This window comes from Aquimarina sp. 2-A2, from assembly GCF_045505135.1.
Taxonomy (GTDB): domain Bacteria; phylum Bacteroidota; class Bacteroidia; order Flavobacteriales; family Flavobacteriaceae; genus Aquimarina; species Aquimarina intermedia.
In genome coordinates this window covers 176,377-199,605 of record NZ_JBJKFI010000007.1, presented here as the reverse complement: position 1 = coordinate 199,605, position 23,229 = coordinate 176,377, and the positions used below count along the sequence as shown (strand labels likewise).

The following is a 23,229-nucleotide window of genomic DNA, read 5'->3' as shown; positions in this document are numbered from 1 at the left end:
TATAAAATGAAAATATTAGTTTGTATTAGCCATGTGCCGGATACTACTTCAAAAATTAATTTTACTGAAGGAGATACAAAATTCGATACGAATGGAGTTCAATTTGTGATAAACCCTAATGACGAGTTTGGTTTAACACGTGCGATGTGGTTTAAAGAGAAGCAAGGTGCCTCAGTTGATGTGGTAAATGTAGGAGGAGTTGAGACAGAGCCAACGTTGAGAAAAGCACTGGCTATAGGTGCAGATAATGCAATTCGTGTAAATACCGAAGCGACGGATGGTTTTTATGTAGCAAAACAAATTGCAAAGGTAGTCGAGCAAGGCGGTTATGACTTAGTTATTGCCGGGAGGGAATCCATTGATTATAATGGAGGAATGGTACCTGGGATGATAGCAGCACTTACCGGAGCTAACTTTATAAACACCTGTATAGGTCTTGAAGTTGAAGGAGATACAGCTACTGCAATACGGGAAATTGATGGGGGTAAAGAAACATCAAAAGCTAAATTGCCTTTGGTTATAGGTGGGCAAAAAGGTTTGGTTGAAGAAAGTGATTTGCGTATTCCTAACATGAGAGGGATTATGATGGCTAGAAAGAAACCACTTACGGTAAAGGAGCCTGCAGATGTGCAGAATGAGACCAAAGCTGTTAAGTTTGAGAAGCCGGCACCTAAAGGAGAGGTTACTCTAATAGCTCCGGATAATATCGGAGAGCTAGTTGATTTGCTACACAACGAAGCAAAAGTTATATAAATAAGTAATTGTTGAAAAAATAAATCTTTCTGAAAGAGGGGTTTTTAAAAATATATAATATGTCAGTATTAGTTTATACAGAAAATGAAGGCGGCAAATTTAAGAAGGCAGCCTTTGAAGTAGCTTCTTACGCTAGAGCTATCGCAAAAATGCTTGGAACCACCGTTACGGCGGTGAGCATTGGTGCCGATCAGAATGAAGAATTGGGCGTGTATGGTGTGGATAAAGTGTTACATGTTCAGAATGATAAATTAGGAACGTTTAACGCCAAGGCATACACAGATGTTCTAAAACAAGCAGCCGAAAAGGAGGGTGCTAAAGTTATTGTAATCAGTTCAAGTGCAGATAGTAAATTTATCGCGCCTTTATTAGCCGTTCATTTGGATGCAGGATATGCTTCAAATGTTGTGGCCTTACCAGAAAGTGCTTCTCCATTCACAGTAAAGCGCACGGCATTTACAAACAAAGCTTTTAATATAACTGAAATTAACACAGATAAAAAGGTTATCGGATTGTCTAATAATGCCTTCGGTCTTCATGAGGACAAGGTGGGTGTAAAGGTGGAAAGTTTTGATCCTGCCTTATCAGACAACGATTTTACTGTAGAGGTTACATCGGTAGATAAAGCTACAGATAAAGTTTCTATAGCTGATGCCGAGATTGTTGTTTCTGGAGGAAGAGGGTTAAAAGGTCCTGAGAATTGGGGAATGATTGAAGATTTAGCACAGGTATTAGGAGCGGCAACAGCATGTTCAAAACCTGTAAGTGATATGGGATGGAGGCCTCACGGTGAGCATGTGGGTCAAACTGGTAAGCCGGTAGCTTCAAACTTATATATCGCAGTAGGTGTCTCAGGAGCAATTCAACACTTGGCGGGAATCAACGCGAGTAAAGTTAAAGTAGTGATAAACAATGATCCTGAAGCTCCGTTTTTTAAAGCGGCAGATTACGGGATTGTCGGAGATGCTTTTGAGGTAGTACCTCAGTTAATTGAAAAATTAAAGGAATTTAAGGCGAATAACGCATAATTTTCATAAATTGTGCCCCGATTGAGGGCTGTTTGAACCTTTGTGTAAGTCCAATTGTTCAAACAGCCTTTTTCTATTAAAACACGTTATGAGTTTAGTTCGTCTGAACATAAAGGGAATATCATATAGTCAAACGCAAAATGGCGCTTACGCGTTAATTTTAAGCGAAGTAGATGGGGAGCGAAAGTTACCAATAGTCATTGGAGCCTTTGAGGCACAATCAATAGCTATTGCTTTAGAAAAAGAAATTAAACCACCTCGACCATTAACGCACGATCTTTTTAAAAATTTTGCTGACCGGTTCACAATAAAGGTAAAACAGGTAATTATTCACAAATTAGTTGATGGTGTATTTTACTCCAGTATAATTTGTGAGCGTGATGAAATTGAAGAGATTGTCGATGCACGAACTAGCGACGCAATTGCTTTGGCTTTGCGCTTTCAGGCACCTATATTTACGTATAAAAATATTTTAGACCAAGCAGGTATTTATCTAAAAGTCAATCCTAAAAAGGAAGATGAGGATAGCGATGTCGAGAATTTTTTAGTTGATGAGTTAGTAGCAGAAGATATTGAACCTGAGGCTAAAGAAACTAGTTATAAAGACCTTTCAATTGAGGAGCTGAACAAAATGCTGGATCAAGCAGTGCATAGTGAGGATTATGAGCTTGCTGCTAGAATAAGAGATGAAATTTCAAAACGAGAATAGTTGTTATACTTTAGATATTTTATCTATTCTATTACAAATGATCAAACTTTTTATGAAAAAAGGATTACTCACGGGTCTATTTATATTCCTTATTAGTGCAATTGCTACAGCACAATCAATAGAAAAAAAATGGTTACTACAAGATGCTTCAAGAGGAGTTGAAAAATTATTTAAGACTGATGCGGTAGATCATTTAGAGTTTAAAGAAGGTGCTTTTTCATACACCTATAACGCTATCGGCGAAGAGTTGAGTGGTGATTATATAAAACAAAACAAGGTATTGCTTTTTTTTCCTGAAAAAGCTCAGGACTCAATCATACGATATAAGATCACAACATTAAGTGATTCAACGTTAGTGCTAACTAAAGCGGGAGATAAATTTTCTTTTATTGCTGAGGATGTAATACTTTTGTCTGAAACCTCAACTGAAGAATCGATTATACTGCCAAATCAGGGATTTACTTTTACAAGTTTTTGGAGAGGCGTGTTAGGCATGTTCGTTTTACTATTCATAGCTTTCCTTTTTAGCAGCAATCGTAAAGCTATTAATTGGAAAACAGTTGGGATTGGACTGGTCGCTCAATTGTTATTAGCTATTGGTGTTTTGAAGATTGAATTTGTACAAAATACCTTTGAATTTGTAGGCAAGATATTTGTCCTTATCCTGGATTTTACCAGAGCAGGAAGCGAATTTTTATTGGGTGGTATGATGGATGTAGATAGCTTTGGCTTTATATTCTTATTTCAGGTTTTACCGACTATAATTTTTTTCTCAGCCTTAACCTCTGTATTGTTTTATCTTGGAGTAATTCAAATAGTAGTAAAGGGGATGGCGTGGGTTCTTACCAAATTGATGGGGATTTCTGGAGCAGAAAGTCTGAGTGTTGCTGGTAATATATTTCTTGGGCAAACAGAAGCTCCTCTTATGATCAAAGCATATTTGGAACGCATGACGCGATCTGAAATTTTATTAGTTATGATTGGTGGGATGGCTACTGTTGCGGGGGGCGTATTAGCTGCCTATATCGGATTTTTAGGAGGGGAAGATCCTGTATTGCGATTAGAGTTTGCTAAGCATTTATTGGCTGCTTCTGTAATGGCTGCACCAGGAGCAATTGTGATTTCTAAGCTATTGTACCCACAGCAAGAAGCTATTGACACAAATGTTGAGGTTTCTTCTGAGAAAATAGGATCAAACATTCTGGATGCAATCGCGAATGGAACGACAGAAGGTTTAAAATTAGCAGCAAATGTGGGGGCTATGCTTTTGGTTTTTATCGCATTTATTGCAATGATCAATTATGGTTTTAATAAAATAGGGGTTTGGACAGGTTTAAACACCGTATTAGCAGAGAACACTCCCTATAGTGCTTTTTCACTTGAATCTATTTTGGGAATTATATTTTCACCTTTAATGTGGTTGATTGGAATTGCAAAAGAAGATATGATGTTAATGGGGCAATTGTTAGGGATTAAGTTAGCGGCTAGTGAATTTGTTGGTTACATCCAGCTTGCAGATTTAAAAAATCCATTAAACCCTCTTCATCTTACTTACAATAAATCTGTAATCATGGCTACCTATATGTTATGTGGATTTGCAAATTTTGCTTCTATAGGAATTCAAATTGGAGGAATAGGTTCGTTGGCACCGGGTCAGAGAAAAGCACTTTCTGAATTTGGAATGAAGGCCTTACTCGGGGGTACGATTGCGTCGCTATTGTCAGCAACCATTGCAGGAATGATTATTGGCTAGTCAGTACAGTGAAATAATTTTCTTTCTATAGCTTATAAATAATAAGGTCTGGTGTCCATATTTTTGTATATTTGAAAAGAGAGGTGATAATAAAAAAAAGAATGCCCGTTTAGTATGAAGCAATATCTTGATCTCGTACAGCATGTACTTGAAAATGGCAATGAAAAGGGAGATAGAACAGGAACAGGAACACTAAGTGTTTTTGGGTATCAAATGCGTTTTGATCTTAGCGAAGGCTTCCCTATGGTGACTACCAAAAAATTGCATTTAAAGTCAATAATCCATGAATTGTTGTGGTTTCTTAAAGGAGAAACTAATATAGAATACCTAAAAGATAACGGAGTTAAAATTTGGAATGACTGGGCAGATGAGCATGGTAACTTAGGGCCGATATATGGTCATCAATGGCGAAATTGGAATGGAGATGAAGTAGATCAGATTAAAGAGCTGGTAGATACTTTGAAAACTAATCCAAATAGCAGAAGGATGCTAGTCTCCGCATGGAATCCAAGTGTCTTGCCGGATACTTCAAAATCCTTTTCTGAGAATGTGGCACAAGGAAAAGCTGCATTACCTCCATGCCACGCTTTTTTTCAATTTTACGTTGCTGACAATAAATTATCTTGCCAGCTTTATCAGCGCAGTGCAGATGTTTTTTTAGGGGTTCCTTTTAATATCGCTTCGTATGCTTTGTTTACCATGATGATCGCACAGGTTTGTGATTTACAAGTGGGTGAATTTATTCATACTTTTGGAGATGCTCATATATACAATAACCACATAGAACAACTACAATTACAGCTGTCTAGAACACCTTATAAATTACCTACTATAAAGCTCAATCCTAAGGTGAAAGATATTTTTGGCTTCGTTTTTGATGACTTTGAATTAAAAGACTATGAATCGCATCCACATATTAAAGGAGCGGTTGCAGTTTGACCCCAATTAAAACTGAAGAATTATGAAAAAACTTTTACTCATCTTAACCCTGCTTTTTACAACTAATGCTTTTTCACAAGATGGCATTATGTTATCCCAAGAAAATGCAAATGAAAAGGGAATTACGCCTATGTGGCCCAAATGTGATCGCTCTAGGCAAACACCAATTCAATGTTTTAATAATCAATTACGAACTCATATTATTAAAAATTTTGAATACCCTGAAATTGCAATTAAGGATGCGTTAGAAGGTACGGTGAATATCGAATTCATGATTGATAAGAAAGGAAAAGTGGAAATTCTTGAGGTTACGGGGGCACACCGTTATTTGCAACAAGAGGGAATTCGTATAATCCGAAAAATACCTAAAATGGAACCCGCTAAATGGGGTAATAAGCCGATTGCCATAGTCTATAAGGTTCCTATTACATTTAGGAAATCAAATTAGTAATATCTTTTAACAACTGATTAACGCTGGATTGCAGCCGATCCATTTTAAAAATACTTAAATTTGAGTGTGCATGTCGAAAAGCTTGTGCACTTTTTTTATGAGTATTACCAAGAATTTATTAGCCGATTTTCTAGAAACGCGCTCACACTCAGAAGAGATTTGTGCTCCCTTACAAACAGAAGATTATGTTGTTCAGCCGATAGTGGATGTATCGCCGCCTAAATGGCATTTGGGTCATACTACCTGGTTTTTTGAAGAGTTTATCTTAGCGAAATTTAATACTAACTATAAACGTTTTCATGCGGAGTATGATTTTGTCTTTAATAGCTATTATGAAAGCTTTGGTAAGCGCGTAGTGCGAACCGATAGAGGTAATTTGTCCAGGCCAACAGTCGAAGAAGTTTACGAATATAGAGATTATGTTACCGGTCATCTCCAAAGTTTTATGGAAGAAACGGATAATCCGGAAGTGTATGATTTGATAGAAATAGGAATCCATCACGAGAAACAGCATCAAGAATTATTGCTTACCGATATTAAGTATATTCTGGGGAATAATCCACTCCTGCCCAAATATAACGACACGTTTAATGAAAATTCTGTAACCTCTGGTAAGACAAAATATCTAAAGATAGAAGAGGGAATTTATGATATAGGATATTCTGGGGAAGGATTTTGTTATGATAACGAACAAAATAATCATAAAGTTTTTTTGCATTCCTTTAACATCGCTGATACATTAGTTACTAATAGAGAGTATTTAGAATTTATCAATGCGGGTGGTTACAGCGAGCCTTTACTATGGCATGCTGAGGCATGGGATTGGATAGGTCAAAATAATATCGCTTTACCATTATATTGGTTCAATGTTGATTCAGAGTATAAACAGTATACTATGCAAGGTCTTAAAGAACTTGTTTTAGATGCTCCTCTATCTCACATTTCTTACTATGAAGCCTTTGCTTTTGCTCAATGGAAAGGGCAACGATTACCAACGGAGTTCGAATGGGAAACTGCACAACACCTTTTTGAATGGGGTTCTCGATGGGAATGGACGGAGAGTGCTTACTTACCTTATCCCGGATACAGTAAAGCCCCAGGTGCTTTGGGTGAATATAACGGTAAATTTATGGTAAATCAAAAGGTGCTGCGCGGTGGCTCAGTAGCTACATCAAAGCATCACACACGTTCGACATATCGCAATTTTTTTCATCCAACATTACGGTGGCAATTTAATGGCTTCCGATTAGTTAAAGATAAATAAGATCAAATCATCAAAAATGAATTCTAACCAACAGAATATTATCGTGTCTTCGTTAGCCAAAGAGGTACACGAAGGCTTAACAGCGTTTCCTAAATATTTATCATCAAAATTTTTTTATGACAAAAAAGGTGATGCTTTATTTCAGAAAATCATGGCGCTGCCAGAGTATTATTTGACCAATGCTGAACATACTATTTTAACTAGACACAGCACGGACATAATTAATAGCTTTAGCAAAAATCCGGAAGGTTTTGATCTTATTGAACTAGGTGCAGGTGATGGTAAGAAAACCAAGGTATTGCTCAAAGAACTACTTAAATCAAATAAAGAATTTACGTACCATCCTATCGATATAAGTGAAAACGCTGTTGAGGGATTGGTAAATAGTCTGCATAAAGAATTACCTAACCTTCAGGTTCAGGGTCAGATAGGGGAGTATTTTGAGGTTTTAGATCGATTGCAAAGTTTGAGTTCACGTAAAAAAATTATCATGGTATTAGGTTCGAATATTGGGAATTTGAAACATCCTCGAGCTATTGAGTTTTTAAAAAGACTTAACAATTGCATGAATGATGACGATTTGTTGTTTATGGGATTTGATCAGAAAAAAAATCCTCAAATGGTCTTGGATGCTTATAATGATAAAACCGGTGTTACAGCAGCATTTAACAAAAATATATTAACCAGAATTAACAAAGAATTAAACGGTAATTTCAATCTGGATGCCTTCAATCATTGGGAAACATACGATCCTGAGAGCGGTACCGCAAAAAGTTATTTGGTTAGTACTAAAAAGCAAACGGTATCAATTGATGAGCTGGAATTACAAGTGCATTTTAAAGCTTGGGAAAGTATTCATACGGAAATCTCACAGAAATATGATGACGAAATAGTATCATGGTTAGCGTCAGAGTCAGGTCTGCAAATCAAAGAATCCTTTTCTGACGAACAAATGTTATACAAAAATTATATTTTCAGTAAAAAATAAACTTATGAAAGCTATTTGGAATGGTAAGATATTGGCAGAAAGTAATGAAACAAAAGTGATAGAAAATAATCATTATTTTCCTCCATCATCTATACACACAGAATATTTTAAGCCTAGTGATACACATACTAAATGCCCATGGAAAGGAACGGCATCTTATTATACACTAGAGGTAGACGGAGAAAAAAATCTAGATGCGGCATGGTTTTACCCCGATACAAGTGATCTTGCCAAACAAATCGAGAACTACGTAGCATTTTGGCGAGGGGTTGAAATAGTAGAATAGAGTAGGCTTACAATACTTTTTTTAACACAGCTATCACATGTTCAATATCGTCTTCAGAATTAAAGAAATGTAGACTGAAACGAATACCGGTGCCGCGCTGGGAGCAAACTATTCTTTCTTTATTTAAACTTTGAAAAAGTTTTTTATCACCTGATATGTTAAGGATACTGCTGTGTTCCTGTACGCAAAAATTAGTAGTGTCAATTAAATTGAGATCTGCTAATTCGAACCAGAGCTTACGCCTAAGTTTTTCTAATTCTTTTTCAATCCGATCAAATCCAATACTTTGTAGAAATTTTAGAGAATAGTTTAAACTGGAAAAATTAAAGGTATCCAAATGTCCAGGTTGAAAACGTGCCTCTAAGCTTTTATAATCGTCCGGCGCCGATGAGATTGATATGTTTTTTTTATAAGGTGTTGGTGTTACTGCTTCAAGTGTGTTTTTCTGAAAGGCAAAAAAAGCGTTTCCGTAGCCACCTAACAACCACTTATATCCACTACTGCCCAAAATATCAATGCCAGAATTCTCAAAGTCAAAAGCACTTGTGCCACAAAACTGCGTGGCGTCCGCGATGAATAAAATATTGGGATATGTTTCTTTTAGATCTTTTATAAAAGCAAGATCTATTTTTGCCCCACTGATATAATGCACTATGCTAAACGCAAAAATGTCAGGCGTATACGAATCAATTGCACTTTTAATATTTTCGCGAATATTTTTGTCCCATCTTACATACTTCGTATCGAAACCCTTACTTGCCACTGCGGTTTGCATAGCAGGATAATCATTCTCTAAGAGTAGAACCTTGCTCTTTGTGGATAAACCATTAAAAATAGTATTAATTCCTATGGAAAAATTTTGAGTTAATACAATTGTTGAATTTTGTGCCCCAAAACTGGAGCCAATTGTCTTTTTGACCGTAGAAAAAATGGAGTCATTTTCAATCCGATATAAACTTGCACGTTCTAATTGTAGTTGATCTTGAGTGCGTCGATGATTTATTAGTTGAGTGGACAAGGGGCCAGAATAAGCAGTGTTCAAATAGGTATATTGATCCACCACAGGAAACTCTTTTCTTAAATTCTTCATAAGTATTAAGGCTGATTTTTTACAAATCCGGTATCTTTACTATAGATTACTAAGATACTACTATATGTTTTCAAAAAAGAAAGAAACGCCTCATATTGATGCAGAGCAACGAGAATTGTTCGAAAACGCTCGTATTCGCATTTTAGAGAAAAAGAGGCTACTTCACCATTTTATTTTTTTTCTGGCAGGAGCAATTTTCTTTATCGTTCTAAATCTTGTGTTTGGATTTGGAAAAGATATTAGGTTATTTGACGTTGACTGGTTTGTGTATGTTATTTTGATTTGGGTATTTATTTTGCTTATTCACACGGGTAAGGTAGTGCTGTTTAGTAAGTTTATGGGAAAGGAATGGACAGATAGGCAAATGTTGAAATTGGTTGCAAAACAAAAGGCTCAAATAGAGAAGATGGAACGTGAAATGGGTTTTAATCAATCTATACCAAATGTTTCTGACGATCAGGCGTTAGATTCTCAATATGGAAGAAAATAAATATTCTTAGAAATAAATGATTCTATGATTACAATGATTGCTGCGGCTGCAGAGAACAATGCACTTGGAAAAAATAATGACTTGGTTTGGCATTTACCGGATGATTTCAAACGGTTTAAAAAACTTACGACGGGTCATCATATCATTATGGGGCGCAAAACATTTGAGTCATTTCCCAATCCGCTTCCTAATCGCATACATATCGTTATAACGAGAAACAAAGACTATCAGGCTGAGGGCGCTATTGTGGTTCACAGTATGGAAGACGCTCTACAAATAGCAAAAAATGATAATCAACCTTTTATCATAGGTGGGGGTGAGATTTATGCAATGGGAATGGATTATGCTGAAAAAATTGAATTGACACGTGTGCACGCAAGCTTTGAAGCGGACACCTTTTTTCCTAGCATAGCTAGTGATATTTGGGATAAACAGGAAGAGGAGTTTCACCCGATGGATGAAAGACACAGTTATGCATTCACATATTATACCTACTTTAAGAATAAAAAATAATATGTGATTGATGGTAATATAATAAAGATAATTCAGAAAACTGTAACTGACAAAGTTGTGCAAATAGTACAACTCTCTGGGGGAGACACCAATAGTGTATACAAGGTAATATGTGTCAAGAATACGTATGTTTTAAAAATAAACCTATCCCATTCTATTAAAAACGTGTTTCAAAGTGAAGTAGATGGACTTTCGACCATAACAAAAACTCGCACCTTTATTACTCCTTCTATACTTACTACCGGTGTTTATAATAAGATTTCATATTTGATACTTGAATATGTGGAAAGCGGAAGCAAAAGCCATTCTTTTTGGATTCGGTTTTGGCAAAATCTAGCAAAATTGCATGCAATTTCTCAACCTAAATTCGGATATCATCAGGATAATTTTATAGGTTCCTTACCACAATATAATAAGCCCATATCAGATTGGGGGACCTTTTACATAACGCAACGGTTGCAACCACAATTTACATGGGCCGAATCTAAAAGGTATATATTTAGGGATAAAGAAAAACTGTTTCAGTGGATAGAGAATAATACTGCACCAGAAAAACCTAGTTTGATTCACGGTGATTTGTGGTCAGGTAATCTCTTAGTAACCTCCGATGCTTCTCCTTGTCTTATAGATCCTGCGGTTTGTTTTGCTTCTCGTGAAATGGATATAGCAATGATGAAATTATTTGGAGGTTTTGATTTTTCAGTAATGGATAGTTATGAGGAAATTTATCCACTAGCTATAGGTTGGGAGCGCAGAATACCTCTGTATCAGCTTTATTATGTATTAGTACATCTCAATATTTTTGGTGACGCATACTATAATCAGGTGATTGAAATTATAGATTACTATACTCAGAGCTAATTCTTAACAAGATAAAAGGTATTCTTTAATATTTCTTTACGTCAAATTTGTATAACGTAAGCGTATCTTTCCTAAAAAGAAAGTTATGAGTACAAAAGATCTATTTGATAATGAAGCAAAAGCCAAACTTAGAGATTTAGCTGAGGATATAAAATTTACCATGATGGTAACTGCTTTGGATCTAAAGCCATTGAATGCTATCCCAATGACAACCAAAAAAGTGGATGAACAAGGAAATATTTGGTTTCTAAGTGCAGCCGATAGTGATCACAACAAGCATATTGAAAATGACAAACGGGTACAGCTTATTTACAGTGACCCTTCTGATATGAGATACCTGAGTGTATATGGTGAGGCGATAATTACTAAAGAGCGTAAAATTTTAGCAGAGCTCTATGATAAAAAATCTGATGTGTGGTTTGATGGTTTAGAGGATCCACGACTTACAGCAATTCAATTTTATCCTCGGGAAGCTTATTATTGGGATACAAAAAACAATAAATACGTCACTTTATTTAAAATCGGAATAGCCGCTATTACTAAAGATGAGGCAGATATTGGCGTTGATGGCGCTCTTAAGATGTAATTTGGTAATTATTGAAATGTCATATTATCAGACCTCATGCTTAAAGTATGAGGTCTTTCATTTTAGAATTTATATTTTTGTCAAAATTTAATAACAATAATAATGAAAGCATATATATATCCTGGACAAGGTGCTCAGTTTAGTGGAATGGGATTGGATCTCTATGAAAACTCTAAAGTTGCAAAAGAACTTTTTGAAAATGCTAATGAAATTTTAGGGTTCGAAATTACCAAAATTATGTTCGAGGGAACAGCTGATGAACTTAAAGAGACTAAAGTTACACAGCCCGCTATCTTTTTACATTCGACTATTTTGACTAAAGTTCTTGGTGCTGATTTCAAACCGGATATGGTTGCAGGTCATTCGTTGGGAGAGTTTTCTGCGCTCGTGGCTAACCAAACGCTGACATTTGAAGATGCTTTACGACTTGTATCAAAACGAGCGTTGGCTATGCAAAAAGCATGCGAAATGAATCCTTCAACGATGGCTGCAGTACTTGGTTTGGATGATGCAATTGTCGAAGATGTGTGCGCATCGGTTGACGGTGTGGTGGTTGCTGCAAATTATAATTGCCCGGGACAACTTGTGATCTCCGGTGAAAATGAAGCTGTTGAGAAAGCATGTGAAATTATGAAAGAAAAAGGAGCCAGACGAGCATTGTTATTACCTGTCGGGGGAGCATTTCATTCGCCATTGATGCAACCGGCTAGAGAAGAATTGGCTGCTGCCATTGAAGAAACATTATTTAGCAATCCAATTTGTCCGATTTATCAGAACGTAAGCACAACTGCAGTTACTAGTCCTGAGTCAATAAAGAATAACCTTATTGCGCAATTAACTGCACCTGTAAAATGGACGCAAAGCGTTCAAAACATGATTAACGATGGCGCTACTTCTTTTGTAGAAGTAGGACCGGGTAAAGTGTTATCTGGATTAGTTAAAAAAGTAGATCGTGCGATGGAAACTTCCTCTGCAACGCTTTAGGTAGGTTTAAATAAAGTTAAAAAGTGTCAAGAGCATTACTTCTTGACACTTTTTAATTCTAAGTCTCCTAAGTTTTATTTAATATCCATAAATATTCCACCGGATAGGGATGGACTTGCATAAATAATTCTGCCACTAATCGCAGAAGCATATGATAGGGAGATACCAAGCTTCTTGGTAATATAATAAGCTATTTCACCACCGACACTGGTGTATTCAACATTGTTTGCGAAGATACTACCTTGAGAATTTTGCGCTGACTTACTACCATTTTGTAATGACTGCACAGTGTTTAGTCTACCTATAAGCCAAAATTTATTTTTTAGAAAAGAGAATCCGATCTCTCCACCTGCATGCAGTTCATCTGAAAAATCCTGAGTTCTGTTATTAAATCCCACAAAGGTCTTTGCATAGAGAGGAAAACTATTTATGGTGAATGGGATTCCTAAATCAACCTGAAGTAACTGATTAAATTCTCCATCTCCCGTCTGAAAGCTTTTGTCAGAACCACCGGCACTTTCTCCAATTGGAATACCCAGTTTTAAAGTAGTCGATAACGCCAGATGATCCTTTTTTAAAATAGCATAGCGTATACCAATATCGCTATCCCCAATACTATTAATAGCTTCCCCTTTCTGAATTATTTCCCCTGTAGTACCCGATACCTGATCATTTTGGTAAGCCCGGGCAAAAAAGGGTATGTACGCGATGATATCAAGTTTATCTGAGACGCCGTATTCACCGTAAAAATTAACGTTAAATTGACCTCGTGTAGCATTTGGATCTGTGTCGCCGGTATCCGTATAATGTTGATCAGCAACCAGAGACCATGCTGAAAGTTTATAGTATCCTTTGTTTTTTCCCTTTGTCCATTGAGCAGTAGAAAATTGAATAGCTAGTACTAATATGACAGTAGTTAGGTAAAATTTCTTCATAGTTTTATATTCTTATTTTATTTCTCCCTCTCCAACTTTTACAGAAAATGGTTTACACCAGTACAATAAAAACTGGTACTCATTAAGTGTAGCATCCTGCGTACTTATACTGTATGAATGTTCACCGCTAAATACTGTAACAGGGCCAATTTCTAATGCACCATTTATACTATTAGGGTTATTGGTAAGGTATAGATATAAACCAGGTAATGCGGTAGAGGCAACATAGTTGTTTGCGATTGATAGTTCTAGAAACTCTTGGTCTTGAATTTTTTTTAGCGTAAAGTCACCTTGCAGTTCATAACTGCTAGTAGAGACAATAGTGCCCTTTTTAGGTTCGTTGGCCTCTATTGTTTGATCACTGACTTTGACCGTTGTACTGGCTTCGATAATCTCGGTGTCAAGAGTTGTAGAAACGGTAATGATTGATTCTCCCTTTTTCTTGCCGGTTACTTTACCTTCCATATCTATAGCAACAATAGAGTCATTAGAACTGGACCATGTGAACATCTTAGATTCTTCCTGACCAATTGTATTTGTAAAGGTTGCTTTTAACAAATAGGAGTCGTCTAAGGCGAGTGATTGTAAAGGATTAGTAAACCTGATTGCTGGTTTTACTTCGTCACTTATAACATCTTCTTTTATACAGGATGCAAGGCATAAAAGAAAAATAAAAGCGTAGAAGGAACGAATTACTTTCATGAGTTAAAAAGATTTAGTTTTGATCTGTAAGCTTATTAGTTATCTAATAAGAATACCTGGTTTGTCATGTTTGGAGAGAAATGCTTACAGGATAGCTTATTATTTTTGCGGAAAAAGCTAAAATCGGATAGATTTGATTAAGAACTATGCAAGATTTTATTCCTTTCTGTCTTTCAATTCTATGGAGATTTAAAGATTTTTCGAGGTACTAATGCCATTGAAGTTAATTTCAGATAAAAAAAGCCATCATTTAAATTCTGAATTTAAATGATGGCTTTTTAAACGATTAGAGTAAAGAAAAAAGACTACTGTTTAACTACCTTACCATTTTTCATAACGAAAGAAATTTTTTCTAATACCTTAATATTTTCAACAGGATTTTGATCCACTGCGATAATATCTGCAAAAAAACCGGTCTTAATCTGACCCAACTTAGTAGCCATGTTGAGAATAAGCGCATTTGTTATTGTAGCACTTTGAATCGCTTGTATAGCTGGCATTCCGGCTTCAACCATAAAACCAAATTCTTTAGCATTTTGTCCGTGTTGGTACACACCCGCATCTGTTCCAAACGCAATTCCTACTCCTTTTTTATAGGCTCTTCCAAAAGTATTTTGAATTTTCGGTCCAATTTCTAGGGCTTTTGGCACAATTATGTCCGGATAATATCCTTGAATTAAAGCTTTTTCAGAGACTTCTTTACCAGCAGTTAGTGTAGGCACAAGATAGGCATTATGTTTAATCATTAAGTCCATTGTTTCTTCACTCATAAGTGTTCCATGCTCGATGGTTTTTACACCTCCCAAAATTGCACGTTGCATACCTTCATCTCCATGTGCATGCGCGGCTACATGAAATCCATAGTCCTTTGCAGTCTCAGTAATAGCTTTTATTTCTTCGATTGTGAACTGAGGATTAGAGCTGCTTTTAGCGACACTTAAAACACCGCCCGTAGCTGTGATCTTAATTAAATCGGCACCATTTTTATAGCGTTGTCTTACTGCTTTTTTGGCATCATCGACTGAGTTAACCACTCCTTCTTTAGGACCTGGATTTCCCATCCATTTACGACTACTGCCATTCGTTGGGTCCGCATGCCCTCCGGTAGTTGCTAACGATTTTCCTGCAGTAAATATTCTAGGTCCTTCGATCGAACCTTTGGCTATTGCATTTTTTAAAGCGATATTTACACCACTTCCGCCTAAATCCCTAACGGTTGTAAATCCAGCCAGTAAAGTTCTTTTTGCAAACCCAACTGCGTTGAAAGCAACATCAGCATCATTATTTGTGTAACGTTCTAAATATTGTTTAGGATTTGTTTCACTTTCAAGATGTACGTGCATATCAATAAGACCGGGCAGTACTACTTTATTTTTAAGATCAATGACCTCAATGTTGCCATCAGCATTTTTATATCCATCTTCAATACTCTGGATAGTGTTTCCGGCTACTACAATAGTTTTGTCAGTAAGCATTTTACCATTTTCTGTATCTAGAATTTTACCACAATGGAGGTAAAAGTCCTGAGCGTACGTAAAACTACAAAAGGCTATTAAAAGCGTGGTTAATCTAAGTTTAAAACGAGTCATGAGTTTGTGAGTGTTAGTTTCTATTTAGATATAAAATCAATAATATGCTGTGTAATAAAATCGATTTGTTCGTCGTCTAATTCGGTATGCATCGGTAAAGAAATTACTTCTTTGATTAATTGATTTGTCACTGTAAAATCAGCTTCCTTATATCGATCACTGGTATATGCTTTTTGACTGTGTAAAGGTATCGGATAGTAAACGCCACAAGGAATATTATTCGCATTGAGGTGTTTAACCAGTGCATCACGATCTGCATTGAGTATACGTAATGTATATTGGTGAAAAACATGACAGTCGCAGGTGTCGCAAATAACATCGCAACTAGTTTGGCAACTGCCGGACACCTTGGGGGTAATAATATTTTCAATTCCTTTGAAGGCTTTGTTATATTTTCGTGCAGCATTTCTCCTGGCAGTATTATAAGCGTCAAGGTTTGGTAGTTTAGCACGTAATACTGCGGCCTGAATAGAATCTAATCGTGAATTTACTCCAACAACATCATGATGATAGCGTTCATACATGCCATGATTAACAATGCCTCTGATGGCATGAGCTAATGCGTCATCATTCGTAAAAATGGCACCACCATCTCCATAACAGCCTAAATTTTTTGAAGGGAAAAAAGAAGTGGATGCAACATGACCAATGGTTCCTGTTTTTTCTTTTCTACCATTTTTATCGGTATAGTTCGCTCCGATGCCCTGAGCATTATCTTCGATAACATATAAATCATGTTCTTTAGCTATAGCCATAATTTCATCCATATTGGCAGCTTGTCCAAAAAGGTGTACAGGAACGATCGCTTTAGTTTTAGGAGTTATAGCTTTACGAATTGCTTCGGGATCGATGTTAAACGAATCTATTTCCACATCGACCAATACAGGTGTTAATTGTAGTAAGGCGATAACTTCAACAGTAGCTGCAAAGGTAAAATCGGCAGTAATAACCTCGTCACCGGGCTGTAGGCCAAGTCCCATCATAGCTATTTGTAAGGCATCGGTTCCATTGGCGCAAGGGATGACATGCTTTATACCAAGATAATCCTCTAATTCTTTTTGAAAACTATGTACTTCAGGGCCATTTATAAAGGTTGTGGTATTTATAACTTCTAATATTGAGGAATCAACTTGTTCTTTGATTCCAGCATATTGACCTTTGAGGTCAACCATTTGTATCTTCTTCATAGGTGTGTATTGAAACTTCACGAAAGTACAAAATAATGAAACCAACAACAACGCTATTTTTTACAAAAGAAATGTATTTTAGCATCTCTTTAATTTTGCTGTTTTGAATACCTTGTACACTATCCTAATAAATTTGTTTCAAAAAGTATTGCCAATGGTTGGCTTATTGTCTCCTAAGCTAAAATTATTTGCAGAAGGTAGGAGCAAAATCTTTGAAAGCTTAGAAGCCTTACATCTCAATGATCAAAAAGTAATCTGGATGCACTGTGCGTCACTAGGTGAGTATGAGCAAGGTGTTCCGGTTATTCAGGCATTGAAGCGGGAATACCCACACTATAAAATTTTAGTAACCTTCTTTTCTCCTTCCGGCTATGAGGCAAAAAAAAGAAGCACACTTGCCGATCACATTGTGTATATGCCGCTGGATACGCCAAAAAATGTCAACCATTTTTTAACTAATGTACAACCTGAACTGGCGATATTTGTAAAATATGAATTTTGGCCAAATTTTATTTCCGGTCTTCATAAACGAAAGATCCCGTTGCTCTTAATATCTGCATCTTTTAGACAAAATCAGGCAGTTTTTAAGTCATATGGTAAATTTTTAAGAGATAAATTAACCTTGGTCGAGCACTTTTTTGTACAAGATGAGCCTTCACGAAACATTTTAATGTCCTTCGGTTTTGATAATGTGACTATGAGTGGCGACACCCGGTTTGATAGGGTGAGTCATCAAATAGAAATGGATAATACAGTTGAGTTTATTGAAGAGTTCAAACAAAAGCGAACGTGTATTGTAATAGGTAGCTCCTGGGCCGAGGATGAAGAAATATTTATAGATTTTATAAATAATGCTCCAGCCTCAGTTTGTTTTGTAATCGCACCTCACGAAATCAAAACTGAAAAAATTAAAAATCTACAATCTAGGATTCAACAAAAACAGGTGTTGTTCTCAGAGAAGCATGTTTTTTTAGGTCAAGAAGCCTCTGCTCAAGTATGTATTGTTGATGCAATTGGTTACTTAACCAAGCTTTATAGCTACGCAGATATAGCTTATGTGGGTGGGGCTATGGGTACTTCGGGACTGCATAATATTTTAGAGCCGGCTACTTTTGGCGTACCAATCCTAATTGGAAAGAATTTTGATAACTTCAGAGAAGCCAAACAGCTTCAAAAGCTTGCAGGATTATTTTCGGTTGCTACCAAAGAAGAATTTGGAGAGGTGGCAAATCATCTTATAACGAATAAAGCATTTCGTGAAAAAACGGGCATGATTGCTGGTCACTTTGTGAATAGTAACACCGGTGCAACTGCTATAGTTATGGATCACATACAGAGAAAACAGCTGTTGGAAGCACCTAGGCCTACCGTTTAATTATGCGTCAGCACACACTACGTAGACATGCTATTTTTAGCATTTTTTGTGAAAACATTATATATTTATTTTAATTAGGAATGTTCTTGCTATTATATCTTTGTTTTAACATTTATAATCAACCATTGTATGAAAAGAGCAATTTTTATTGCGGCAATCTTATTAACAGTAAGTACTGCCTTTACTTCTTGTAGAGAAACTAAAAAAGAAGTTATCGTTAAAGAAAAAGAAGTTCAAGTAGAAAAAGAAGAGGAGTCTAAAGGTATGCTAGAGCGTGCTGCCGAAAAAGTAGACCAAGAAGTTAATGAAGAGGTTAACGAAGAAATCGAAAGAATCGGAGACGATAATTAATAAAAGCAATAGTAACTAATTAATAAATTAAGATGAAAAAAGTATTAGTAATGTTTATGCTTGTATTTGCGTTTAGTACGGCATTTACTTCATGTAGAGATACAAACAAGGAAAAAGGAGATATTGAAGATGCAGCCGATGATATGGGTGATGCTATCGAAGATGCTGCAGACGATGTAGGTGATGCAGTCGAAGAAGGAGTAGATGAAGTTAAGGAAAATACAGGTACCGGTGGTACAGACGATAACTAATCGTCAATAGCAATATAAAGAAAAACTCATCGCATGCGATGAGTTTTTTGCATTAAAATAGCCCGTTTAGTTCGGCGTCTATGCGGTTTATAATAGTTCCCAGATCCTCGGGATTATCAACAAAATTTAAGTTATCTACATCAATAATTAATAAATTTCCTTTATCGTAGTCGTGCGCCCATGCTTCATAACGCTCGTTTAATCTACTTAGATAATCAATGCTTATAGTGTTCTCGTATTCTCTGCCTCGTTTATGGATTTGAGAAACCAAGTTAGGAATACTACTTCTAAGATATATTAAAAGATTAGGTCCTTCAACCACGCTTTCCATTAAATTAAATAGTGATTTATAATTTTCGAAGTCGCGATTTGTCATCAATCCCATAGCGTGTAAATTGGGAGCGAATATATAGGCGTCTTCATAAATAGTTCTATCCTGGACGATATCTTTACCGGTTTCTCGGATTTCTAATATTTGACGAAATCTACTATTTAAAAAATAAATTTGAAGATTAAATGACCACCGCTCCATTTTATTATAGAAATCCTCTAAATATGGATTTTCTAAAACATCCTCAAACTGAGCTTCCCATTTATAATGTTTGGCCAAAAGTTTGGTTAGAGTCGTTTTTCCTGCACCGATATTTCCGGCTATTGCAACATGCATAGATTTTTATTTATGGGGTTTAGCAAAGGATCGTTTGTTTTGTAAAATCGTAAATATAATGGATTTCCTTAGTTTGAAAAAATTACTTTTTCACTTCAAAGAAAATCTACAGGAGCATAAAACTTTTTAAGTAAATAAAAAGGACACAATGAAAAAATACATTGCATCCTTACTGATATTAACACTTTGACTAATTTTACTGAAAATCTTTAGGAATTTATTGCGCGTAATTTATCAATCATCTCTTTAGATACCTCTTCACCATCTGCTCCATATGCTCCCAAAAGCACCCCTTTGTCACCAGTAGTAGTTTTTATAGCGTATAAAATTGAATTATCTGCAGGGTTACTAGCACCTTCAAATCTAAATGTTTGTACTACATCGAACTCATCTATAGTATAACTTTTATCAGATTTGTGATCCAATATTTTATTATTTTTTAAATCGAATTCGATTGTATAACCCTCTTCCTTTAAGGAATTCATTTGCTGTGATAAAGTATCTAAATGATGCATAACATTTCGTTTTAAATATAAATTTAAAGGTACTTATTGCAAAATGTATAAGACGTTAAAGACCTCTAAATTCTTATGGGTCAAAGGTTAAAACTATAATAAAATATGAAACGTATGTTTTGTGTTGTTTCATGAGAAGAATCTTGTAAAGCCCCAACCGTTAATGTTTTCTGAAAAACGAAACAAAGCGTACTGGATTAATTTTTACTTAAATAACAATCCACTAACTTTATAAAAAAATGTACAAATGAATAAGACTATATTATTAAAAAACAGACCTGAAGGACGTCCCTCCACATCTGATTTCGCTTTCATTGAAGAAGAAAAACCAGCTCCGAAAGAAGGGGAATTGCTTTTAAAAGCTAAGTATGTTTCTGTAGATCCATATTTGAGAGGGAGAATGCGAGATGCAAAATCTTATATAGAACCCTTTAAACTCGATGAACCGGTAGAGTCCGGGATAGTTGCTGAAGTGATTGAATCTAATAATTCCAATTTTGAGAAAGGTGACTTCGTGAATGGGATGCTTCAATGGAAACAATATCAAACTTCATCTGGTAAAGGTTTAAATAAGGTAAATAAAGACACTGCGCCCTTAAGCGCATATTTGGGTGTTTTGGGGCTTACTGGTATAACAGCCTATCTCGGATTAGAAAAAATAGGTAATTTGAAAGAAGGAGAAACCTTGGTGGTATCCGGCGCATCAGGAGCTGTGGGAAGTATCGTTGGACAAATCGGTAAAATTAAAGGTTGTAATGTTATTGGTATCGCAGGAAGTGATGAAAAGATTAACACCATAAAGGGTAAATTTGGTTTTGATGAGGGTATCAATTATAAAACAACCCAGGACATGTCTAAAGCACTTGCAAAACATTGTCCTGATGGTATAGATGTATACTTTGATAATGTGGGAGGAGAAATTCTTGATGCGGTAATGAATAATATCAATAAGTACGGTAGAGTTATTAACTGTGGCGCTATTTCAATTTATAATGAAAGCGAAACACCAACTGGGCCTCGGCACGAAGGTACTCTGATAAAAAAGAGTGTACGTATGCAAGGATTCACTGTTAGAGATTTTGTAAAAGAGTTCGGCCCGGCAATCAGTCAATTGTCAACCTGGTTAAACGAAGGAAAAATAACGTTTTCTGAAACCATAGTAGAAGGATTTGACCAAATTCCGCAAGCATTTCTCGATTTGTTTGATGGTAAGAATAAAGGAAAAATGCTGGTGAAAGTTTATTGAGGTTCATGTTTGTTCAGAATTTTCTACGAAGTTTGAAATATGTTTAAAAAACATTTGACCAAGTTGGTAACATTTATTGTTGCATGCATTGTGGTAGGTTCTTATATTTTTATACCTGAGGTTACTAAATTCTTTGATGAGGCTTGGAGCGTTTTATCCAGTGGTAACAGTGATGACATAAATTCATGGATAGCTACATTTGGTTGTTGGGGACCTATTATCTTAATTGTAGCAATGATTTTGCAAATGTTCTTGATCGTAATACCTTCACTTGCGTTGATGATAGTTTCAGTAATCGCTTACGGACCGTTATGGGGTAGCGTCCTTATATATGTGTCAGTTAGTATAGCATCCACGGTTGGTTTTTATATTGGTAAATACTTTGCAAAATTCATTACTTCAGCCGTATTGGGAACTGCTACTGAAGAGAAGATTGAAAAGTTTATTGCCAACTATGGGTTTTGGGCTGTAATTGTAACACGATTGAACCCTTTTTTGTCTAATGATGCCATTAGTTTTGTGGCGGGTATCATAGATATCAGTTACCCAAAATTTATAGGAGCAACTTTGATAGGGATAACCCCACTTGTTATTCTAATTGCTATTACCGGGGGCTATATGGATCAGCTCAAAATAGTTTTGTTATGGATCTCTATAATTAGCGTTCTATTATTTGTAGGATATTTAATTTACAGCAGGATAAAAAATGAAAAATCCGTAGGTTAAAAATTAAGCTACGGATTTAAAACATTTAGTTTATGCTATATTAGCTCTCTTGTTCTGTAGGCATGATATACACATCGTTGATATTGGCACGTTTAGGTTGTGCAATGGCATAGTGGATGGCTTCAGCAATATCTTCGGGTTCAAGGGTAGTTACCTTTTTAATCATTGGAGCTAATTTTTCCTTAATCTCTTCATCTGTGATAGTATCAGTAAGTTCGGTATCTACAAATCCCGGCTCTATTGAGGTTACATTAATTCCGTATTTAGGCGCTAATTCTTGCCGCAATCCCTCAGAGAACATTTTGACAGCAGCCTTTGTAGCACAGTAAACCGCTCCACCTGGATAATATTTGCGACCGGCGCTTGATGATAGATTAACTATATGTCCACTTTTTTGTTTCATCATAGTGGGTAAGACCGCAGCCACTCCATTAGTAACTCCTTTTATATTTACGTCTATCATTTTATCCCATTCATCGGTATGTAAATTCTTAATATAGGATAATGGCATCAAGCCGGCATTGTTTACAATAACATCAATAGTGTTATAATGCTTCAATGTTTCATCCACGATTTTTTTATAATCATCTTTATTTGTTACATCCCCGGTAATAACTAAAGCTTCATGACCATTTTCTTCAATCTTATTTTTTAATTCCTTTAGTCGATCTTCTCGTCTGGCAGTCAATACAACTTTTGCACCTTCTTTAGCTAGTTTAATAGCTGTTGCTTCACCAATACCACTTGATGCACCGGTAATAATAATTACTTTGTCTTTTATATTCATAACACTAGTTTTTTTTGGCTCAAATAAATCAAATGAGCGTGATTTTTCTTTTTACTAAAGTTACGGTTATTCGAATGTAGATAAAAATCTGCTATTCAAGTTTAGCGGTAGTTTAACGCTAATCTTAATGCGTGTTAAAGTTATTGAAACTTGAGGTGTGCTTTTAAATTTCGGTGGTATTACCAGATAGGGAAATCAGTAGT

Annotated in this window: 27 protein-coding genes; 19 read left to right on the top strand and 8 right to left on the bottom strand. The window is 35.9% G+C overall.

The genetic code is table 11. The features are described from left to right. Positions 1-6: 6 nt before the first annotated feature. The 9 genes from ACJRPK_RS15825 to ACJRPK_RS15785 all read left to right on the top strand — a co-directional run bounded on the left by ACJRPK_RS15825 (position 7) and on the right by ACJRPK_RS15785 (position 8,171). Positions 7-753, top strand: a complete 747-nt coding sequence (locus ACJRPK_RS15825) for an electron transfer flavoprotein subunit beta/FixA family protein (RefSeq protein ID WP_407141391.1) — start codon at positions 7-9, stop codon at positions 751-753. 59 nt (positions 754-812) lie between these two features. After that, positions 813-1,781 (top strand): electron transfer flavoprotein subunit alpha/FixB family protein, encoded by a 969-nt coding sequence (locus ACJRPK_RS15820; RefSeq protein WP_407141390.1) that lies wholly within the window; start codon positions 813-815, stop codon positions 1,779-1,781. Between the two features lie 88 nt (positions 1,782-1,869). After that, positions 1,870-2,490, top strand: a complete 621-nt coding sequence (locus ACJRPK_RS15815; RefSeq protein WP_148781555.1) for a bifunctional nuclease family protein — start codon at positions 1,870-1,872, stop codon at positions 2,488-2,490. A 52-nt stretch (positions 2,491-2,542) separates the two neighbouring features. Next, positions 2,543-4,243: a NupC/NupG family nucleoside CNT transporter gene (locus ACJRPK_RS15810; RefSeq protein ID WP_407141389.1), complete on the top strand. Its 1,701-nt coding sequence runs from the start codon at positions 2,543-2,545 to the stop codon at positions 4,241-4,243. 114 nt (positions 4,244-4,357) lie between these two features. Then, a complete protein-coding gene (locus tag ACJRPK_RS15805) occupies positions 4,358-5,182 on the top strand; it encodes a thymidylate synthase (RefSeq protein ID WP_407141388.1) in 825 nt (274 codons plus the stop codon). 22 nt (positions 5,183-5,204) lie between these two features. Then, positions 5,205-5,630, top strand: a complete 426-nt coding sequence (locus ACJRPK_RS15800; protein WP_407141387.1) for an energy transducer TonB — start codon at positions 5,205-5,207, stop codon at positions 5,628-5,630. A gap of 100 nt (positions 5,631-5,730) precedes the next feature. Continuing rightward, positions 5,731-6,897 (top strand): ergothioneine biosynthesis protein EgtB, encoded by a 1,167-nt coding sequence (gene egtB, locus ACJRPK_RS15795; protein WP_407141386.1) that lies wholly within the window; start codon positions 5,731-5,733, stop codon positions 6,895-6,897. Between the two features lie 16 nt (positions 6,898-6,913). Next, positions 6,914-7,885: an L-histidine N(alpha)-methyltransferase gene (gene egtD, locus ACJRPK_RS15790; protein ID WP_407141385.1), complete on the top strand. Its 972-nt coding sequence runs from the start codon at positions 6,914-6,916 to the stop codon at positions 7,883-7,885. Positions 7,886-7,889: 4 nt separating this feature from the next. Then, a complete protein-coding gene (locus tag ACJRPK_RS15785) occupies positions 7,890-8,171 on the top strand; it encodes a DUF427 domain-containing protein (RefSeq protein ID WP_407141384.1) in 282 nt (93 codons plus the stop codon). A gap of 7 nt (positions 8,172-8,178) precedes the next feature. Here the strand turns inward: ACJRPK_RS15785 and ACJRPK_RS15780 are convergent, their stop codons facing one another. Further along, on the bottom strand, positions 8,179-9,261 hold the full coding sequence (locus tag ACJRPK_RS15780; RefSeq protein ID WP_407141383.1) for an aminotransferase class V-fold PLP-dependent enzyme: 1,083 nt from the start codon (positions 9,259-9,261) through the stop codon (positions 8,179-8,181). A 64-nt stretch (positions 9,262-9,325) separates the two neighbouring features. Between ACJRPK_RS15780 and ACJRPK_RS15775 the strand changes: the two genes are divergently transcribed. The 5 genes from ACJRPK_RS15775 to fabD all read left to right on the top strand — a co-directional run bounded on the left by ACJRPK_RS15775 (position 9,326) and on the right by fabD (position 12,695). Continuing rightward, positions 9,326-9,751 (top strand): 2TM domain-containing protein, encoded by a 426-nt coding sequence (locus tag ACJRPK_RS15775; RefSeq protein WP_407141382.1) that lies wholly within the window; start codon positions 9,326-9,328, stop codon positions 9,749-9,751. 24 nt (positions 9,752-9,775) lie between these two features. Further along, positions 9,776-10,264 carry a dihydrofolate reductase gene (locus tag ACJRPK_RS15770; RefSeq protein WP_407141381.1) on the top strand — a complete coding sequence of 163 codons (489 nt, stop codon included), beginning with the start codon at positions 9,776-9,778 and terminating at the stop codon, positions 10,262-10,264. A 3-nt stretch (positions 10,265-10,267) separates the two neighbouring features. Beyond that, on the top strand, positions 10,268-11,125 hold the full coding sequence (locus ACJRPK_RS15765; protein ID WP_407141380.1) for a fructosamine kinase family protein: 858 nt from the start codon (positions 10,268-10,270) through the stop codon (positions 11,123-11,125). An 85-nt stretch (positions 11,126-11,210) separates the two neighbouring features. Continuing rightward, positions 11,211-11,711 (top strand): pyridoxamine 5'-phosphate oxidase family protein, encoded by a 501-nt coding sequence (locus ACJRPK_RS15760; RefSeq protein WP_407141379.1) that lies wholly within the window; start codon positions 11,211-11,213, stop codon positions 11,709-11,711. A 102-nt stretch (positions 11,712-11,813) separates the two neighbouring features. After that, positions 11,814-12,695, top strand: coding sequence for an ACP S-malonyltransferase (fabD, locus tag ACJRPK_RS15755; protein ID WP_407141378.1), 882 nt, complete (start codon positions 11,814-11,816; stop codon positions 12,693-12,695). Between the two features lie 74 nt (positions 12,696-12,769). Here fabD and ACJRPK_RS15750 read toward each other — a convergent pair whose 3' ends face one another. From ACJRPK_RS15750 to ACJRPK_RS15735, 4 genes are all read right to left on the bottom strand, one after another. Next, positions 12,770-13,630 (bottom strand): hypothetical protein, encoded by an 861-nt coding sequence (locus ACJRPK_RS15750; RefSeq protein WP_407141377.1) that lies wholly within the window; start codon positions 13,628-13,630, stop codon positions 12,770-12,772. A 12-nt stretch (positions 13,631-13,642) separates the two neighbouring features. After that, positions 13,643-14,332: an Ig-like domain-containing protein gene (locus ACJRPK_RS15745; RefSeq protein ID WP_407141376.1), complete on the bottom strand. Its 690-nt coding sequence runs from the start codon at positions 14,330-14,332 to the stop codon at positions 13,643-13,645. Between the two features lie 305 nt (positions 14,333-14,637). Then, complete coding sequence (locus ACJRPK_RS15740) at positions 14,638-15,921, bottom strand: amidohydrolase family protein (RefSeq protein ID WP_407141375.1); 1,284 nt, start codon at positions 15,919-15,921, stop codon at positions 14,638-14,640. Between the two features lie 20 nt (positions 15,922-15,941). After that, on the bottom strand, positions 15,942-17,108 hold the full coding sequence (locus ACJRPK_RS15735) for a DegT/DnrJ/EryC1/StrS family aminotransferase (protein WP_407141373.1): 1,167 nt from the start codon (positions 17,106-17,108) through the stop codon (positions 15,942-15,944). Positions 17,109-17,262: 154 nt separating this feature from the next. On the opposite strand from ACJRPK_RS15735, the gene ACJRPK_RS15730 reads away from it, so the two are divergent. From ACJRPK_RS15730 to ACJRPK_RS15720, 3 genes are all read left to right on the top strand, one after another. Next, a complete protein-coding gene (locus ACJRPK_RS15730) occupies positions 17,263-18,483 on the top strand; it encodes a 3-deoxy-D-manno-octulosonic acid transferase (protein WP_407141371.1) in 1,221 nt (406 codons plus the stop codon). A gap of 129 nt (positions 18,484-18,612) precedes the next feature. Further along, positions 18,613-18,834, top strand: a complete 222-nt coding sequence (locus ACJRPK_RS15725) for a hypothetical protein (RefSeq protein WP_407141369.1) — start codon at positions 18,613-18,615, stop codon at positions 18,832-18,834. Positions 18,835-18,866: 32 nt separating this feature from the next. Beyond that, entirely contained in the window at positions 18,867-19,085 is a 219-nt protein-coding gene (locus ACJRPK_RS15720; protein ID WP_148781540.1) for a hypothetical protein, read from the top strand. A gap of 52 nt (positions 19,086-19,137) precedes the next feature. Here ACJRPK_RS15720 and ACJRPK_RS15715 read toward each other — a convergent pair whose 3' ends face one another. Further along, the gene (locus ACJRPK_RS15715; protein WP_148781539.1) at positions 19,138-19,752 is read right to left on the bottom strand and encodes a deoxynucleoside kinase; all 615 of its coding nucleotides are present in this window, start codon (positions 19,750-19,752) and stop codon (positions 19,138-19,140) included. 209 nt (positions 19,753-19,961) lie between these two features. Next, positions 19,962-20,267, bottom strand: coding sequence for a phosphoribosylpyrophosphate synthetase (locus ACJRPK_RS15710; RefSeq protein WP_148781538.1), 306 nt, complete (start codon positions 20,265-20,267; stop codon positions 19,962-19,964). 247 nt (positions 20,268-20,514) lie between these two features. On the opposite strand from ACJRPK_RS15710, the gene ACJRPK_RS15705 reads away from it, so the two are divergent. Beyond that, positions 20,515-21,513 (top strand): NADP-dependent oxidoreductase, encoded by a 999-nt coding sequence (locus ACJRPK_RS15705; protein WP_407141366.1) that lies wholly within the window; start codon positions 20,515-20,517, stop codon positions 21,511-21,513. A gap of 39 nt (positions 21,514-21,552) precedes the next feature. Beyond that, positions 21,553-22,239, top strand: a complete 687-nt coding sequence (locus ACJRPK_RS15700; RefSeq protein ID WP_407141365.1) for a TVP38/TMEM64 family protein — start codon at positions 21,553-21,555, stop codon at positions 22,237-22,239. Positions 22,240-22,279: 40 nt separating this feature from the next. On the opposite strand, the gene ACJRPK_RS15695 is transcribed toward ACJRPK_RS15700, so the two are convergent. Continuing rightward, positions 22,280-23,026, bottom strand: coding sequence for an SDR family oxidoreductase (locus ACJRPK_RS15695; protein WP_407141363.1), 747 nt, complete (start codon positions 23,024-23,026; stop codon positions 22,280-22,282). Between the last annotated feature and the right edge of the window lie 203 nt (positions 23,027-23,229).